Source organism: Nocardiopsis exhalans (assembly GCF_024134545.1).
Taxonomy (GTDB): Bacteria; Actinomycetota; Actinomycetes; order Streptosporangiales; family Streptosporangiaceae; genus Nocardiopsis; species Nocardiopsis exhalans.
This window is the reverse complement of the sequence record NZ_CP099837.1, coordinates 4457609-4474066: the sequence shown is the minus strand read 5'-3', so window position 1 is coordinate 4474066 and position 16458 is coordinate 4457609. Positions and strand designations below refer to the sequence as shown.

At 70.8% G+C, this 16458-nt stretch carries 11 protein-coding genes; 10 read left to right on the top strand and 1 reads right to left on the bottom strand.

All coding sequences use genetic code 11. The features are described from left to right. The first annotated feature begins 38 nt into the window (after positions 1 to 38). Genes NE857_RS19710 through NE857_RS19695 form a run of 4 tightly spaced genes read left to right on the top strand, consistent with a single transcriptional unit; the run spans position 39 to position 8452 of the window. The gene (locus NE857_RS19710) at positions 39 to 5867 is read left to right on the top strand and encodes a type I polyketide synthase (protein WP_254417130.1); all 5829 of its coding nucleotides are present in this window, start codon (positions 39 to 41) and stop codon (positions 5865 to 5867) included. Beyond that, positions 5867 to 6322: an acyl-CoA thioesterase gene (locus NE857_RS19705; protein WP_254417129.1), complete on the top strand. Its 456-nt coding sequence runs from the start codon at positions 5867 to 5869 to the stop codon at positions 6320 to 6322. Before NE857_RS19710 ends, NE857_RS19705 begins: the two co-directional genes overlap by 1 nt. Position 6323: 1 nt before the next feature. Next, entirely contained in the window at positions 6324 to 6842 is a 519-nt protein-coding gene (locus NE857_RS19700) for a flavin reductase family protein (RefSeq protein ID WP_254417128.1), read from the top strand. After that, complete coding sequence (locus NE857_RS19695; protein WP_254417127.1) at positions 6839 to 8452, top strand: acyl-CoA carboxylase subunit beta; 1614 nt, start codon at positions 6839 to 6841, stop codon at positions 8450 to 8452. The genes NE857_RS19700 and NE857_RS19695 overlap by 4 nt, the downstream gene beginning before the upstream one ends. A gap of 24 nt (positions 8453 to 8476) precedes the next feature. On the opposite strand, the gene NE857_RS19690 is transcribed toward NE857_RS19695, so the two are convergent. Next, positions 8477 to 9139 (bottom strand): TetR/AcrR family transcriptional regulator, encoded by a 663-nt coding sequence (locus NE857_RS19690; RefSeq protein WP_254417126.1) that lies wholly within the window; start codon positions 9137 to 9139, stop codon positions 8477 to 8479. Between the two features lie 720 nt (positions 9140 to 9859). On the opposite strand from NE857_RS19690, the gene NE857_RS19685 reads away from it, so the two are divergent. The 6 genes from NE857_RS19685 (at position 9860) to NE857_RS19660 (ending at position 16385) form a co-directional block, all read left to right on the top strand. Continuing rightward, positions 9860 to 10681, top strand: coding sequence for a helix-turn-helix domain-containing protein (locus NE857_RS19685; protein ID WP_254417125.1), 822 nt, complete (start codon positions 9860 to 9862; stop codon positions 10679 to 10681). Between the two features lies 1 nt (position 10682). Next, on the top strand, positions 10683 to 11705 hold the full coding sequence (locus NE857_RS19680) for a DUF1702 family protein (RefSeq protein ID WP_301184234.1): 1023 nt from the start codon (positions 10683 to 10685) through the stop codon (positions 11703 to 11705). 108 nt (positions 11706 to 11813) lie between these two features. Next, positions 11814 to 12761, top strand: coding sequence for a DUF1702 family protein (locus tag NE857_RS19675; RefSeq protein WP_254417123.1), 948 nt, complete (start codon positions 11814 to 11816; stop codon positions 12759 to 12761). Then, complete coding sequence (locus NE857_RS19670) at positions 12758 to 14113, top strand: cytochrome P450 (RefSeq protein ID WP_254417122.1); 1356 nt, start codon at positions 12758 to 12760, stop codon at positions 14111 to 14113. The genes NE857_RS19675 and NE857_RS19670 overlap by 4 nt, the downstream gene beginning before the upstream one ends. 56 nt (positions 14114 to 14169) lie before the next feature. After that, complete coding sequence (locus NE857_RS19665) at positions 14170 to 14739, top strand: DUF5987 family protein (RefSeq protein ID WP_184364556.1); 570 nt, start codon at positions 14170 to 14172, stop codon at positions 14737 to 14739. Beyond that, a complete protein-coding gene (locus tag NE857_RS19660) occupies positions 14736 to 16385 on the top strand; it encodes an FAD-dependent oxidoreductase (RefSeq protein WP_254417121.1) in 1650 nt (549 codons plus the stop codon). The genes NE857_RS19665 and NE857_RS19660 overlap by 4 nt, the downstream gene beginning before the upstream one ends. Positions 16386 to 16458 lie beyond the last annotated feature (73 nt).

Sequence of the window (16458 nt, the reverse complement as noted above, 5' to 3'; positions counted from 1 at the left end):
TGGATTCTTCTATTTCTCTTGATGGTGCGGGGTTGGTTATGAAGAGTGCTCGGATCGCGGTTGTGGGGATCGGTCTGGCTTATCCTGATGCGGACTCCTACAATGACCTGTGGGAGAACGTCCTTGCTGGCAGGAGGGCTTTTCGTAGAATTCCGAACGAGCGGATGAATCTTTCGGACTACTGGTCCGAAGATCCCTCTGCTGAGGACCGATTCTACTCGAAAAAAGCCGCTGTGCTCCGCGGGTTCACTTTCGACAGGGTGAGGTATCGGGTTTCCGGGAGCTCCTTTCGTTCCACGGACATGACGCACTGGTTGGCGTTGGAGACGATGTCCCGGGCTTTGCTGGACGCCGGTTTTCCGGAGGGTGACGGACTGCCCCGGCGTTCCACCGGTGTGGTCATCGGTAACAGCCTCACCGGTGAATTCTCCCGGGCGAACACGTTGCGGCTGCGCTGGCCCTACGTCCGCCGGACCGTAGCTTCGGCCCTGCTCGACCACGGCTGGGACGAGGACCAGGCCGAGGGGTTCCTGGCCGATCTGGAAACCTCCTACAAGGCCCCCTTCCCCCGCATCGACGAGGACACCCTCGCCGGCGGCCTCTCCAACACCATCGCGGGCCGCGTGTGCAACCACTTCGACCTCGGAGGCGGCGGCTACACGGTGGACGGCGCCTGCTCCTCCTCCTTGCTGTCCGTGGCCACCGCGGCCACCGCCCTGGCCGAGGGGGACCTGGACGCCGCCCTGGCCGGCGGGGTGGACCTGTCCATCGACCCCTTCGAGGTGATCGGCTTCGCGAAGACCGGGGCGCTGGCCACCGGCGAGATGAAGGTCTACGACAAGGACTCCAACGGTTTCTGGCCGGGGGAGGGTGCGGGCGCCCTGGTCCTCATGCGGGAGGAGGACGCGATCGCACAGGGCAGGCGCATTCATGCCCTGATCGCCGGATGGGCCGTTTCATCCGACGGTCGGGGCGGCATCACCCGGCCGGAGGAGAGCGGCCACCGGCTCGCGCTGGAAAGGGCGTACACCCGAGCGGGGTACGGAATCGAGACCATCGGGTACTTCGAGGGGCACGGCACCGGCACGGCACTGGGCGACGCCACCGAACTGGCGGCGCTCTCCGGGGCCCGGGCCGCGGCCGATCCCTCCGCACCACCGGCGGCCCTGGGCTCGGTCAAGGCCAACTTCGGCCACACGAAGGCGGCGGCTGGAGTCGCCGGTCTGATCAAGGCGATCCTCGCGGTGCGCAACGGGGTGATCCCGCCCGCCACCGGCCACCACGACCCGCACCCCCTGCTGGAGGAGGAGACGGCTGCCCTGCGGGTGCCGACCGAGCCCCTCGCCTGGTCGGGCGGGCACCCCGTGCGGGCCGGTGTCTCAGCCATGGGCTTTGGCGGCATCAACACCCACATCACCCTGGAGGCCGCGGCCGGGCAACGGGGCGCCGGTCTGACGGACCGGACCCGCGCCCTGGTCGCGGGCCGACAGGACGCCGAACTGCTGGTGGTCGACGGCACGGACCTCGCTGAGGTCCGGCGGGGCCTGGAAGAGCTGGCGGAGCTGCTGCCCCGCCTCTCCTACGCCGAGCTCACCGACCTCGCGGCCTCGCTCGGCGAGCGGGCCGGTGACCGCCCGGCGCGCGCGGCCGTGGTCGCCTCCTCTCCGGAAGCCGCGGAACGGGCTGTGCGCGTTCTGCTGTCCCGGATGGACGACGGACAGACGGAGGTGATGGCTCCGGAACTCGGCGCCTACCTCGCCCACCGCACCACCGCACCCAGCATCCGGTACCTCTTTCCCGGACAGGGCGCCGGGACCGGCCGCACCGGAGCCCTGCGCCGCCGGTTCGACGCGGCCGACCGCGTCCTGCGCTCGGCAGGTCTGCCCGAGGGCGGAGACCAGGTGGCGACCGAGGTCGCCCAACCCCGTATCGTGGCCGGTTCCCTCGCGGCCATGGCCGTGCTGAACGATCTCGGTGTACGGGCCGACGGGGCGGCCGGGCACAGCCTGGGCGAGCTGACCGCCCTGCACTGGGCCGGTGCCGTCGACCAACGGGAAATCCTGGACCTGGCCGCCGCCCGGGGCCGGGCGATGGCGCGGACCGGACGGGCGGACGGCGCCATGGCCGGGCTGGAGACCGGCCCCGCCACAGCCGAAGCCCTGGTCGAGGGCGAGGCCGAGGTGGTCGTGGCCGGGTACAACGGCCCGGAGCAGACGGTGGTCTCCGGCCCCGCCGAGGCGGTGGAGCGCGTGTGCGCGCTGGCCCGCGCCGAGGAGATCACCGCGACCCGGGTCAGGGTCTCCCACGCCTTCCACTCACCGCTGGTGGCGGCCTCGGCAGAGGTGCTGGACCGCAGGCTCGCCGAGACCGGGTTCGGCCCCCTGGCCCCGGGGCTGGTGTCCACGGTCACCGGGAAGGAGCTCGCACCTGACACCGATCCGCGCGCGCTCCTGCGCGACCAGGTCGTCCTCCCGGTGCGTTTCCACGAGGCGGTGGTCCGCTTGGCGCAGGACGCTGACCTGCTGATCGAGGTCGGCCCGGGGCGGGTGCTCTCGGGCCTGGCGGCCGCAGCCGTCCCGAATGTTCCGGTCGCCGCTGTGGACTCCGATTCCCCCTCCCTGGTTCCCTTCCTGCGGGCGGTGGCCGCCGCCTACTCCCTGGGTGCGGCCGTGGACCTTCGGGGACTCTTCGCCGGTCGCCTGTTCAGGGAACTCCCCGAGGAGTTCGTCTTCCTCGCCAGCCCCTGTGAGAGCGCGCCCGGCCTCGACGTGGGCCGCACCGAGACCGTGCCGGACGGGCACGGGGACGTTTCCGGCCGGGGAGAGCAGGACACACAGGGGGACCGAGCGGCGGACACCCTGGAACTCCTGCGCACGCTGGCAGCCGAGCGCGTGGAGCTTCCGGTCTCCATGGTGGACGCGGACACCAGACCGCTGGACGACCTGCACCTGAGCTCCATCACGGTCGGCCAGGTGGTCAACGAGGTGACCCGCCGTCTGGGTCTGCCACCGCTCGAAGCGACGTCCGGATACGCCACGTCCACCCTGGGCGAACTGGCCGGAGTGATCGACGGGCTGGCGGACACCGCTGACGGGGGCGCGGCCGCGGGCGAGGCCGCGGGCGCCGCCCCCTGGGTCCGCGCCTTCGAGGTCGCCCACGCGGCCGCACCTGTGCCGCCGCGCTCGGGCTCCGAGGAGGGGGCCGCCTCCGAGGGCGGGTGGAGCGTGTACGCCTCCCCGGGCCACCCGCTGGCCGAACCCCTGCGCCGGTCCCTCTCCGGCCTGGGGGAGGGAGTGCTGCTCTGCCTGCCGGACGGTGGGGGACCGGAACTGGTCGGCACCCTGCTCGACGCGGCAAGGTCCGGGCTGGCCGCCGGAGCCGGGACCCGGTTCGTGGTGGTCCAGGGCGGCTACGGTGCCTCCGGCGTGGCGCGGACGCTGCACCTGGAGGTTCCTGGGACGCTCACCACGGTGGTCACGCTGGCCGACCCCGAGCCCGCCTCGGCGGACGACCTCCGGGAGGCGGTCCGCCGGGTGACCGCCGAAGTCGCCGCCACCACGGGGTTCACCCAGGTCCACTACGACACGGACGGGCGCCGCACCGTGCCGCTCCTTCGCGCCGTCCCCCCGGCCGCCGAACCGGCGCAGGACGCGCCCCTGGGCCCGGACGACGTCGTACTGGTCACCGGCGGGGGCAAGGGCATCACCGCCGAGTGTGCCCTGTCACTGGCCACCGAGTACGGGTCGGCACTGGCTCTGCTGGGTCGCGCCGCCCCGGAGGAGGACACCGAACTCGCCGCCAACCTGGAGCGCATGTCGGGGGCCGGGGCCCGGTTCGTCTACCTCCGGGCGGACGTGACCCGCCCGGAGGAGGTCCGTAGCGCCGTGCGCGCGGCCGAGGGGGAACTGGGAGCGGTCACCGCCGTACTCCACGGCGCGGGGCGCAACGAACCGACCGCCCTGGGAAGCCTGACCGAACCGCTCTTCCGGCGCACGCTCGCTCCCAAGACCGACGGTCTGGCGGCCGTGCTCGACGCCCTCGACCCGGACCGGCTCCGGCTGCTGGTCACCTTCGGCAGCATCATCGGGCGCGCGGGCCTGCGGGGCGAGGCCCACTACTCCACGGCCAACGACTGGCTCACCGAGATGACGGTCGAGTACGGCGCCAAGCACCCGCACACCCGGGTCCTCGCCCTGGAGTGGTCGGTCTGGTCGGGTGCGGGCATGGGGGAGCGGCTGGGCGTCGTCGAGGCGCTGATGCGCGACGGCATCACCCCGGTCTCCGCCGAGGAGGGGATCGCGATCTTCCACCGTGTCCTCGCCGACCGCTCCGTCGGGCCGGTGCTGGTCGTCAGCGGCCGGACGGGCGGGCTGCCCACCCTCGCCACCGAGGAGCGCGAACTTCCGCTGGGCCGGTTCGTGGACCGCGTCCTGGTCCACTACCCCGGAGTCGAGCTGGTCACCGAAGCCGTCCTGTCGGCCACCGACGACCCCTACCTGGACGACCACCTGCTCGACGGTGACCTGCTCTTCCCCGCGGTCATCGGAATGGAGGCGATGGCGCAGGCGGCGACGGCGGTCAGCGGCCACACGGGTCCCCCCGTGATGGAGGGCGCGCGATTCCTGCGGCCCGTGGCCGTCCGCCCGGGCGAGACGACCACCGTGCGGGTGGCCGCACTGGTGCGCGACGCGGAGTCGGTCGAGGTCGTCGTCCGCAGTGACGAGACCGGGTACGACGCCGACCACTTCCGGGCCGTCCTGCGCTGGCCGCGGACGGACCCGGAGCGGGGGCACGAGTCGGCCGGCGAGCCCTCCCAGCCCTTGCCCAGGGTGGCTGTCGACCCGTCTGAGCTGTACGGGGACGTGCTTTTCCAGGGCAAGAGGTTCCAGCGCCTGCTCTCCTACCGCAGGGCCAGCGCGCGCCACGTGGTCGCCGAGCTGTCCACGGCCTCGCCCGGGCATTGGTTCGGGACCTTCCTCCCGCAGGAACGGGTCCTGGCGGACCCGGGTGTGCGGGACGCCGCCATGCACGTCCTCCAGGCCTGTGTCCCCGACGGGACCCTCCTGCCCGAGGGGGTGGAGCGGATCGTGCTGGCCCGCCCCCAGGACCAGGAGGAGCCCGAATGCGTTCTCCTGGACGCCTGTGAGCGTTTCCAGGAGGGGGACTCCTACGTCTACGACGTCGACGTGCGGGACCCGTCCGGCAAGCTGCTCGAACGCTGGGAGGGCCTGAGGCTGCGCGCGGTCCGCAGGAGCGGCGGCGCGGGCCCCTGGGCGCCCGCGCTGCTCGGCCCGCACCTGGAACGGGAGCTTGAGCGGGTGCTCGGCGGCTCCCGTGCGGTCGTGGTCGACCCCGACCCCGCTTCCGGAGCCGGCGGAGGAACCGAGGAGCGCCGGGCCAGGACCGAACTGGCGGTGGGGCGGGCGCTGAACCGCCCCGTCCGGGTCCGCTACCGGCCGGACGGCCGTCCCGAGGTCGAGGGAGCCGTGATCTCCGCCTCGCACGGCGCCGGGGTGACACTGGCAATCGTCGGCGGGGGACGCCTGGCCTGTGACGTGGAGACCGTGCGGGAACGCGCCGATGAGGACTGGGCCGGGCTGCTCGGTGGCGGTCTCATGTCGTTGCGGGACCTGGTCGCCGAGCGGGCCGCGGAGTCCCCTCACGTCGCCGCCGCCCGACTGTGGGGCGCGCTGGAGTGCCTGCGCAAGGCGGGCGGCACCGGCCGCGCCCTGACGCTCGATGAGGTCGGCGGGCACGGATGGGTGGTCCTCTCGTCCGGAGACGCCCGGATCGCCACCTGGAGCACCACCCTGAACGGGAACCCCGACCCGGTGATGTTCGCCTTCCTGACCGGAGAGGAGCGCTGATGTCCGACTACTACGAGGTCCGCCACACGGTCGGTTTCGAGGAGACCAACCTGGTGGGCAATGTCTACTACGTCAACTACCTGCGCTGGCAGGGCCGTTGCCGGGAGATGTTCCTCAAGGAGCACGCCCCGGGGGTCCTGGCGGACGTGCGCGGCGACCTGAAGCTCTTCACGCTCCGGGTCGACTGCCAGTACTTCGCCGAGATCACGGCCTTCGACGAGCTCTCGATCCGGATGCGTCTGGAGGAGCTCACCCAGACCCAGGTCCAGTTCACCTTCGACTACTTCCTGATGGAGGAGGAGGGCGAGTCGCTGGTGGCCCGGGGGAGGCAGCGGATCGCGTGTATGCGCGGCCCGAACACGGAGACGGTTCCCACCCGGGTGCCCGAGGAGCTCCGCGAGGCCCTCGCTCCCTACCGGACCGAGGCCGCGGCCGCACGAGGGGCGGTGGGCTGACATGCCGGACCTGCGCCGGGTGATGTCCGCGTTCGCCACCGGGGTCACGGTACTCACGGTCGGAGGCGACAACCCCAACGGTATGACGGCCAATGCCTTCTGCTCGGTCTCCCTCGAACCGCCCCTGGCGCTGTGCTGCGTGGGCCGTACGGCACGCCTGCACAAGGCCGTCTCCGCCGAAGGGCACTTCGCGGTGTCGGTCCTGTGCGCCGATCAGGAGGGGACCGCGCGCCATTTCGCGGATCGGGCCCGCCCGCACGGATGGGAGCAGTTCGCACCGGTGGGCTGGATCCCCGGTCCCCGCACGGGAGCTCCCCTGATCACCGGCGCGCTCGCCTGGCTGGAGTGCGAGGTGACGGAGGAGATCGTGGCGGGTGACCACACGGTGTTCGTGGGCCGGGTGCTCGAAGCGGCATCGGGGGAGGAGGGCTCCGCGCTGCTGTTCCACGGCGGAGCCTTCCACGGGCTGCCCGGCGCCGCCGCCCGTACCGTCCCCGACGGGCGGGTGAGAACCGCATGAGCGTGTCCGAGGTCGATCTGCGACCGGTGTCCGTACCCGGACCGGTGCCCGGGGAGGAACCCCGCACCATGGCGGTGCTGCGCCGGGAGCGCGACACCCTCCTGGCCCGTATCGAGGCGGGCGACCCCAACGGTGTCGAACGCCAGCACGAACTGGGCAAGCGCACCGCTCGGGAGCGCCTGGGACTGCTCCTGGACGAGGGTTCCTTCGTCGAGCTCGGGGTGTTTCGCCGCCGCGGGGAGGCAGGTCCGGACACGGAGGGCCGCCGCCCGCACACCGACGGCGTGGTGACCGGGACGGGGACGGTCGAGGGCCGCCGCGTGTTCGTCTACGCCCAGGACTTCACGATCCTCGGGGGATCGCTCGGCGCCGAGCACGCGAGCAAGATCCACCGGGTGATGGATCTGGCCCTGGACGCGGGTGCGCCCCTCATCGGGCTGAACGACAGCGGCGGTGCCCGGATCCAGGAGGGGGTGGCGGCACTGGACGGCTACGGCGGGATCTTCCGGCGGCAGGTGGCCGCCTCGGGGGTGATCCCTCAGATCAGCGTCGTCCTCGGGCCCTGCGCTGGCGGGGCCGCCTACTCACCCGCGCTCGCCGACTTCACCTTCATGGTCCGGGGTACGGCGAGGATGTACCTGACCGGCCCGGACGTGATCGCCGCGGTGAGCGGGGAACAGGTGGGCCACGACGAGCTGGGCGGCGCCGACGTCCACGGCGGCCGGACCGGTGTGGCCGCGGTCGTTCACGACGACGAGGATGCCTGCCTTGAGGACGTGCGCCACCTCCTCTCGCTCCTGCCCGACAACAACCTCTCGGTCCCGCCCGCCGAACCGCCGACCGGGGCCCGCGAGGACGTGCGCCCGCGTCTGGCGGACATCGTCCCGGTGGAGCCCAACAAGCCCTACGACATGCGCGACGTCGTCGCCGAGGTGGTGGACGACGGCGACTTCTTCGAGGTGCACGAGGGGTGGGCGCCCAATGTGCTGTGCGCGCTGGCCCGCGTGGACGGTGCGGTGGTCGGGGTGGTCGGCAACCAGCCGATGGTCCTGGCCGGTGTGCTCGACAGCGACGCGGCGCAGAAGGCGGCGCGCTTCGTCCGCTTCTGCGACGCCTTCAACATCGCGTTGGTGACCCTGGTGGACGTGCCCGGCTTCCTACCGGGGAGCGCGCAGGAGCACGCGGGTGTGATCCGGCACGGGGCGAAGCTGCTCTACGCGTACTGCGAGGCGACGGTCCCGCGTGTCCAGGTGATCGTGCGCAAGGCGTACGGGGGCGCCTACATCGTGATGGACTCCCGTTCCATCGGCACCGACCTCTCTCTGGCCTGGCCCGGCAACGAGATCGCCGTGATGGGTGCTGAGGGCGCGGTGAACGTGGTCCACCGCAGGGAGTTGCGGGCCGCGGCCGACCCGGACGCGCGGCGCAAGGAGCTGGTCGCGGACTACCGGGAGCGGTTGATGCACCCCTATCGCGCACCGGAGGAGGGGTTCGTCGACCAGGTGATCGACCCGGTGGACACCCGCGCCGCAGTGGCGGACGGGCTGGCCCTGCTAAGGGACAAACGCAGGGAACAGCCCAGGCGCAAGCACGGCAACCTGCCGCTCTGACGGGAGGACTGTCCGGCCGCTTCCTCAGGACCGGGCCGCCGTCAACGCCGTGAGGCGCGTCGCGGAGTCCGCCACGGACACTCCGGCTGGGCCCGGAAGGTCGCCGCAGCCCACCATGAGGGAGACGAGCTGGTCCTCGAAACACCGGTCCGCGTCGTAGGGCGGGATGAGGTAGGAGCCCAGATCGAGGGTGGTCAGCCCGTGCACCGCGCACCACAGGCGGTGGGAGACCAGTTCGGGGTCGCCGTGGTGGAAGCGGCCGGCGGTCATGCAGCGTTGTACGCACTCGGTCACGTTGCGGAGCGTGTAGCGGCCGTGTTGCCTGTCCTCCTCGGAAACGCTGAACCCGGCCAGGGAGCATCCGCCGAACATGACCGCGTACAGGTGCTCGTTGTGTGAGGCGTTGTGGCGGAACGCCCTGCCGAGCAGGGCGAGGTCGGAGACGGGGTCGTCGGTGCCCTCCACCCGGGTGAGGTGTTCCTGGAGGCGGGAGAACCCTTCGCGGACCATCGCGTGCACCAAACCGCCGATCCCGTCGAAGTAGGTGTACACGGCCATGGTCGAGCTGCCCGCTTCCTGGGCGATCCTGCGGGTGGACAGGGCCTGTGGGCCCTCGTCGGTGAGTAGGCGGCCGGCGGTGTCGACGATGTGGGCTCGGGTGCGGGGATCTGCCTTTCTGGGACTCATGTGACCGAGTCTGACCAAGGCCGTGGGTGTTCGCTACTTGTGGCTGGCGCTTCTTACGGTCCGCCGGTTCACCGTGTTTCGGTCTCTCCGCGCGGACGGGTTCGGAATGATCATCCCTTTTTCTGGCCGCTGTGTCGGGGCCGGGCGACAGGAGTCGCGCAAAGTAGCCGATGCGGCCCGAACGTGACTCGTTGTTTCTTGACTCGGGGGTTCAGGTCTCGCCCAGCCAAAATAAGTACCCGGTTCTGTCTGAACTAATTGCATGATGATTGTGATTTTGGGGCTTCTCACGCAATCGACAATCACTCAGGGTGGCGCCGCGTCACTGTCGGTGTTTCTTTTGTGGGTGTAAATGAGGGGTGGTCTGTCCTTTTTGTTGCCCCATGGAGCAATCCGGGAGATGATTGCCGCTCTGGCTCGGTGGAACTATGAGGATTGCTTCGCGGCCCTCGGGTTGAGGTCGCACGGGGGTGTACTTGCCTCCGGGTGCGATTGTGGTTTCCTCTTGGTTTGGGATGGAAGGCTGGCGCTCCTTTTCTTGTATAAGTTACCGTTTGATTGGGTGGGTGGATCAATTATCCTTCGCGGGCGGTCCGTCCCGGCCTGTTTTCGTTCTCTTTTTTGCTGCTGCCTCTCTGTGTTGAGTCCTTGATTTATGGTTCTGATTAATGGGAAAAATTTCCCGCCCTCTGCTATGCCTGGGAGAATCGTATGGAGAGAATGGACAGGTCCGTCCGGCAAGCGATCAACACCATGCACAAACGCTACACAGAGTCGCTCACGCTGAACCAGATAGCCGCCGAGGTCTTCGTGAGCCCCTATCATTTCTCCCGGGTCTTCGCGCGGGCGACAGGTGTTCCTCCCGGCAGATACCTGACCTCCGTGCGACTGTTCGCCGCCAAACGGCTCCTGCTCACGACCGACCTCACCGTCTCCGACATCGTGTGCGGGGTCGGCTACAACAGCGTGGGCACCTTCACCAGTAGGTTCACCCGCGCGGTGGGAATGTCGCCCACCCAGTACCGCGACCCCAGGGTGGCCGAGCTGCTCGTGGTCGTCTCCCACGAGTACTCCTGCCTGCCCGGTACGGACGAGATGCGCCGGGCGCGGTTCCTGAAGCCGCGGGCTCCGGGCCCCTGCCACACGATCAGCGGTACGGTCGACCTCCCCGAAGAGGCCGGAGCCAGCGACGTGCTCGTCGCCGTGTTCCCCGAAGCGGTCCCCCAGGGATCACCTGTTGCCTACGAGGTCCTCTCGGCCACCGGCCGGGCGGAGTTCACCATCGCCGACGTGCCCACGGGGCCGCACGTGGTCATCGCGGTCGCGGTGCCCAAGAGCGACCGTACACGCTCCGGAAGGATGTTCCTCAGCTCCACCCGGCACCCCCTCCGAATCGCCAGGGGACTGCGGACCTACGTACACCTTCCCCTGGAAGAGGTCCAGGAGACTGACACGCCGCTGGCCGTCACCCTGGCCGATCCGTCGGTCACGCTGGAGGGAAAGTTCTCCCGCTCCGCCTGCATCCGTCAGACCGTCGCCTGAGATGGGTGCCGGTCCGCGCCCTGTCGGCGCCCTCGGACGCATGCTGCTCGCACCGCCGCTCCACCGTGTCGGCTTCGCGCACCTGGGATTCCCCGGTCGGGACGCCCCCTCCGCACGCCGCCTGGAGAGGATTCCCGAAGCCGTGGTCTGCGGCTTCGAATGGGGGATCGAGGCCCGTGACCCCCGCGAGGTGGAGCATCGGTTGGAGACGGTCGCACCCGATCTGCGCGGGTTCGCCTTCGAGGGCGTCGCCATGGCGTACACGATCCGTGACGCGCTCCCTCTCGGCGGGAGGGACCGGACCCGTGAGTTCATGCTCGGCCCCGCGTTGCCCCACACGTTCCTCACCTACATCGGCATCGGCTTCGCGATGTCCCGCCTGCCCCGCCCGCTGTGGCGGAACATCCTGCCTGACCTGGAGGGCAACCCCTACCATCCGACCATGAGCTGGCTGGCGGTCGACGGCTACGGCTTCGACCTGGCCTACTTCGACGCCCCGCGCTGGATCGACGGCCAGCGCACACCCAGGCCCTATCCCTGGGAAGGCGCGCCCGAGTACTTCCCCCGAGCCTTCGACCAGGGGGTGGGACGGGCACTGTGGTTCGTCCACGGCGCACGCCACGACGGGGTCGCGGCCGCGGTCGGGCGCTTCCCGCGGCAGCGCCGACCCGACCTGTGGAGCGGGGTCGGCCTCGCCGCGGTCTTCGCGGGAGGCGCGAGCCCCGCGCAGATCCGCGCACTCCTGGACCTCGCGGGCGAGGACGCGCCGCACGTCTTCCAAGGGGCGGTCTTCGCGGCCAAGGCCCGGGTGTTCTCCGGGCATGTGCCCGAACACACGGAGGCAGGAGTCCAGGCACTGACCGGTATGGACTCCGGTACGGCGGCCTCGCTCGCCGACCGGCAGCGCGTCGAACCGGGAGACGGCGGCACCGAACCCGCCTACGAGGTGTGGCGCGCCCGGGTACGCCGCTGTTTCTTCTGGAGTGCGCCGGACCCCGGCCCTCCTCCGCAGGGCAATCCCTGAGTAGATCCGAACCCGTCACCGCGAGAAGGATGGGGGACAGACCGATCCGGAAGCGACGGGAGCGAGGACCATTTGGCCACCGTGTTGGGCGCCCTGAGGCGCCGGTTGATGACACCCAACGCATCCGAGACGACAGTGGAGACCCGGGGTTTCCACGACAAGGGGCCGCAGGCACGGCAGGTTCTGGAGACCGTGGGGGAGTCCTTCCTCACTGGTCTCGGGGACGCTGTGGAGACCGGGTCGCCGGCCGCCACCGACGAAAGGCTGGCCGCGCTGCCCGTCCGCTACCAGGGCTTCGCCTACGAGGGTGCGGCCATGGGGTTCGCGCTCCTGGACGGGCTCCTGCCCGGAAGCCGCCGGACCGCGGCCTTCCTCCGAGGTCCGGGGGCGGCACACGTGTACATGGCCTACGTCGGGATCGGCTGGGCCATGGCCCGTCTGCCGAGACCTCTCTGGCCCGACCTGCGAGGACTCGACCCGCTGCTGCGCTGGCTGGTCCACGACGGCTACGGGTTCCACCAGGCCTACTTCCACACCGACAAGTACGTGCACCGGCAGGCACGTGACCCCAGGGCGGCCCGGTGGACCGGGGACGGCGCCTACGCGCTGCGGGCCGCGGACCAGGGCATCGGCCGCGCCCTGTGGTTCGTCGGCGGGACCGACCCCGACCAGGTCACCGGGATGGTCGAGCGCTTCCCGGCCTCCCGCCGCCCCGATCTCTACGCGGGGGTCGGGTTGGCCGCCACCTACGCCGGCGGAGCGGACGAGGCCGAGCTCCACCGGCTCCGGGAGCGCGCGGGCACGTACCGCGGTTCCCTGGCGCAGGGAGGCGCCTTCGCCGCCGAGGCCAGGATCCGCGCCGGGCTCCTCGTATCCCACACCGAACTCGGCGCCGCCGTGCTCTGCGGGACGGACGCGCAGAGCGCGGCCCGTACCTCCCGCGAACTGCGCCCCGACGCCGCGGGAACGGAAGACGACACCGCCTACCCCAGGTACGAGGTGTGGCGGGCCGCCCTGGCCCGGGAGCTGGCCCCACGCGAAGGGGGACTGGCATGACCAGCCCCGGCCTGCGCCACCCGCCGCGTACGCCCCTGTCCGCGGCCCCCGCCATGTTGCGCGACCTGCTCGGGGACCGGCTCGCCATGATGAGCACGGCGACCGACAACCACGGTGACGCCGTGCGTATGGTCGCGGGACCCAAGACCCTGTACTTCTTCAACCACCCCGACCACGCCAAACGGGTGCTGACCGAGAACAGCGGCAACTACCACAAGGGCATCGGCCAGGTCCACGCGAAGAGGGCGCTCGGCGACGGGCTCCTGACCAGCGAGGGCGAACTGTGGAAGGCCCAGCGCCGGACGATGCGTCCGGTCTTCGGCCACCAGAGGATCGCCGGTCAGGCCGACGCCGTGGCCAAGGAGGCCGCGGCCCTGGTCGACCGGTTGTGGGCGCGCTCCCGCAGCGGGCCCGTGGATGTGGCCGCCGAGACCACCGGACTGACTCTGGGGGTCCTGGGCCGCACCCTGCTCGACACCGACCTCCACGCCTTCGACACGATCGGCGAGTCCTTCGAGGCCGTCCAGGACCAGGCCATGTTCGACATGGTCACGATGAACGGGCTGCCCGTCTGGTTGCCCTTCCCCACCCAGACGAGGTTTCGGCGCGCCCGCCGGGAGCTCCAGCGCATCGTGGGCCGTCTCGTCCGTGACCACGTTCCCTCGGCGGGCGCCGACGACGCGCTCTCCCGGGTGATCGCCGACGCCGCGGCCGAGCCCAGCCCCCGGGCCCGCGCCCGCCGGGTGCGCGACGAGTTGGTCACCCTGCTCCTGGCCGGACACGAGACCACGGCCAGCACCCTGAGCTGGGCTTTCTACCTGGTGGACCGCAATCCGGGCACCGCCGAACGGCTCCACGACGAGGCGGTGCGGGTCCTCGGCGACCGGCCACCGACCTTCGAGGACCTGCACGAACTCACCTACACCACGAAGGTCGTCCAGGAGACGATGCGGCTGTACCCGCCGGTGTGGATCCTGCCTCGCAGGGCGCTGGCCGACGACGAGGTGGGCGGATACCACGTTCCCGCCGGATCGGACGTCCTGATCTGCCCCTACACGCTGCACCGGCGTCCCGACTCCTGGGAGGACCCCGAGCGTTTCGACCCGGAGCGCTTCGACTCCGCCAACCGGGACGGACGGCACCGCTACGCCTACATCCCCTTCGGCGCGGGCCCCCGGGTGTGCATCGGGAGCAACCTCGGGATGTTGGAAGCGGTCTTCGTCCTCGCGACCGTCTCCCGGGAACTGCGCCTCACGCTTGCGCCGGGGCACCGGGCCGTACCCGAGGCCATGCTCTCGCTGCGAGTCAAGGGCGGACTGCCCATGACGGTCCGCCGGGCCCGGAAGGGCTGACCGGGCCACGGCCCACCAGCCCCACACACCACTCCGCACCCACAGAGGAGACGACCATGCCCCAGGGCATCCCGGACGCTGAAGACATCGAGACACGAACACTGGAGGCGTTCGCCGACACCATCCTCCCCGGTGCCAAACGCACACCGGACGACGTGATGATCGCTGGACGCTCGCACGACGCGGGAGCGGTCGAGGCGGGCGCGCTGGAACTCCTGCGGACCCCGGCCACCGGGGTCACCTCCGGTCTGGGCGAGTTCGTCGGCCTGCTCAACGACCACGCCGAACACCACGCCGGACTGCGCGGCCTGGAACTGACCGGGGAAGCGCCGCCCTTCGTCCAGCTGCCCTTCGAGGAACGGACCGCACTGGTCACAGCACTCACCTCGCCAGGCCATCCGGAGAAGGAGTTCTGGGTGATGCTGGCGCTCTTCTGCAACATGGCCTACGACAGCGCGGCCCACACCAGTACCCCCGCGGCCATCGCGGCCGGGCACCCGGGCCTGCGGGCCATGGGGTTCGCCGCTCCCGACGCGGACGGCCTGTTGCGTTTCAAGGAGTACTCCTACGGCAGGCCGCTGGCCCGTCTCCACTCGGACACCACCTCCTCGGGGAGCCCCGCATGAGCGTCAAGGACAGTACCGACGTGCTCGTCGTCGGCAGCGGTTTCGGCGGCGCCATCACCGCCTACCACCTCGCGGCGGGCGGGGCGCGGGTCACCGTGCTCGAGCGCGGCCCCTGGCTGGAGAGCGAGGAGTTCGAGCACGACTTCCTCCTCGGTTCCTCCTACACCAGGGCCTTCGACTTCACCGTGGGCGACGGGATGAGCATCCTGGGCGGCAACTGCGTGGGCGGCGGGAGCATGGTGTACTTCGCCGCGCTGCCGCGCGCCCCCCGGTTCGTCTTCGACCGCCGGGGCTCCATCGGGCGGCGCATGTGGCCGCAGGCCATCACGAGGGACACCCTCGACCCCTGGTACGACCGGGTAGCCGAGGCGATGGGCGTCCGCACCCAGGACTGGAGCGACGTCAGCTACGCGGGCGGTCTCTGGGGTGCGGCCTGCGACCATTCCGGTCGCACGGCCAACCCCGTCCCGGTCGCGATCGACAAGGACACCTGCGTCAACTGCAACTGGATGATGGCGGGCTGCCGTTTCGAAGCCAAGAAGTCCCTGATGTTCAACTACCTGCCCGCCGCACTCGCCCACGGGGCGAGCATACGGCCCCTCCACGAGGTTCAGCGGGTGGAGCGCAAGGTCGACGGCGGCTACCGGGTGCACTACGACGTCATCGACGAGGACGACTACCGCATCAGGACGGACTCCGGCAGCATCGACGCCAAGGTCGTGGTGCTCGCCGCGGGCGCCGGCGCCACACCCGTCATCCTCAAACGGTCCGAGGCCGACCTGGGCACCATGCCCAACGCCGTCGGCCGCTACTTCTCCGGTAACGGCGAACGCCTCAACACGGCCGTGGTCAACGAGGACCGGGTCCGCGACGTCCTCGGACTGTCCCGGGACGAAGAGCGCGCCTACGAGGCCTTCCAGATCGGCAAGGGGCCCTGCGTGGCCAACTGGGACCGGCTGGACGCCTCGCTGCCGGAGTACTCCCGCTACTCCTTGGAGCAGCTCTACTTCCCGCCCGCGCTGGGCACCATCCTGGCCCAGGTCCCCGGAGCCCCGGCACCGGCCTGGTTCGGCGCGGACAAGAAGGAGATGCTGCGCCGCTGGAAGTCGTGGCTGATCGTCTTCACCATGAGCGAGGACGACAACGAGGGGGTCTTCGGCGCTCCTCCGCCCACCGGAAACGCGACCCGGCTCTCCCAGCAGATGCTCGGCAGGGGCCCGCTCAGCTACCGCCCCACCATGAACACCCTCAGAGGATGGGAACAGTCGGACGCCGAGGTCAAGGAGATCCTGGAGAAGGACGGGATCGCCAGCGTCGCCCCCTGGACCAACGACCTGGTCGGCGCCTACACCGTCCATCCGCTGGCCTCGTGCCGGATCGGCGACGATCCGCACACCTCGGCCCTGGACGACCGGCACGAGCTGCGCGGCCACCCCGGAATCTTCGTCACCGACGGCTCCGCCGTTCCCGGCGCCCTGACGGTCAACCCGGCCATGACCATCGCCGCCCTGGCCGAACGCTCGGTGCCGGGCATCGTCGAGGCCGCCCGCGAACGCGGTGTCGACGTCACCTACGGCGCTCCCGCCCCCGACGGCGCCACGTCGGGGCGCGGGAACGTCCTCAAGCTGATCGGACAGCGGACCTGAGGATTGCGGCCTCCGTCACCGACCCCCGGGAGGGCCCCGTGTTCCGGACCGCTCTGAGAGCCGCGGTCAGAAG